At 61.5% G+C, this 1,005-nt stretch carries 1 protein-coding gene; it reads left to right on the forward strand.

Features of this window, described 5'->3' with window-relative positions; translation table 11 throughout:
* Positions 1-230 precede the first annotated feature (230 nt).
* On the forward strand, positions 231-890 hold the full coding sequence (locus ACFDS3_RS15535; protein ID WP_375263269.1) for an ABC transporter ATP-binding protein: 660 nt from the start codon (positions 231-233) through the stop codon (positions 888-890).
* Positions 891-1,005 lie beyond the last annotated feature (115 nt).

Below are 1,005 nucleotides of genomic sequence, written 5' to 3' on the forward strand. Positions count from 1 at the left end.
CCGTGAATCATGCGGGCCGCACAGCCTCAACCTGATTATTGGGTCCTGAGCCTAGATGACCTGCCCGTTCACGTTTCGTCGATTGCCGCGCGTCAAGGTCCCGCCTCTCTTGCCGTTTGGTAACGGGGTCGGCCATATTATGGTCAGAAACGGCGTTTATCTTTCCGGGCACTCGCAATTTCACCAGCCGAGCCAGATGGGGCTGCGGCCCCTTTTCGGCGCGGTTTTGGATGATCGAGTTCGACACAGTCTCGAAGTCCTTTTGGACGGGCACACAGCGCAAGGTAATCCTCGACCGGGCGTCGTTCCGCGTGACCCAGGGCAATTCGCTGGGCATCCTCGCCCCCAATGGCACCGGCAAGACGACCGTCATCAATATGATGGCGGGACTAGAGAAACCGGACGAGGGCGACATCCGCCGCACTGCGCGCATTTCGTTTCCGCTGGGCTTCATGGGCGGCGTCATCAATCGCCTGTCGGGCAACGAGAACGCCCGCTTCATCGCGCGGCTCTACGGGCTGGACCCCGACTACCTTGAGGCGTTCTGCCGATGGCTGTGCAACCTCGGGGAGTACTTCGACATGCCCGTGGGCACCTATTCGGCGGGGATGCGCGCGCGGCTGAGCTTTTCCCTGCTACTCGCGCTGGACTTCGATTTCTATCTCATAGACGAGGGGATGCCCTCGACCACAGATGTGGAATTCAACAAGAAAGCCGGGCAGATCCTGCGCCAAAGACTGGACAGTGCGACGATCGTCGTCGTCTCGCACCAGCCCGAAACGCTCGAGAAGTTCTGCCGCTCTGCCGCGGTGCTGATGAACGGACAACTCCACATGTTCGATTCCCTCGAGGAGGCGAAGCGTCTTTATGACTACGAACTCAAGGCCTAGGAAGTTTCGCCTCCGCAAGTCCGGCTCGCTCGTGCAGGCAGAGACGCCGGCGCCGGGCGCCTCCGAGGATGCTGCGAATGCGTCCGAACGTCCCGCCGAGGGCGCGTCCGTGGGC

Origin of the sequence: Palleronia sp. (genome assembly GCF_042089775.1) — a bacterium.
GTDB lineage: Bacteria > Pseudomonadota > Alphaproteobacteria > Rhodobacterales > Rhodobacteraceae > Palleronia.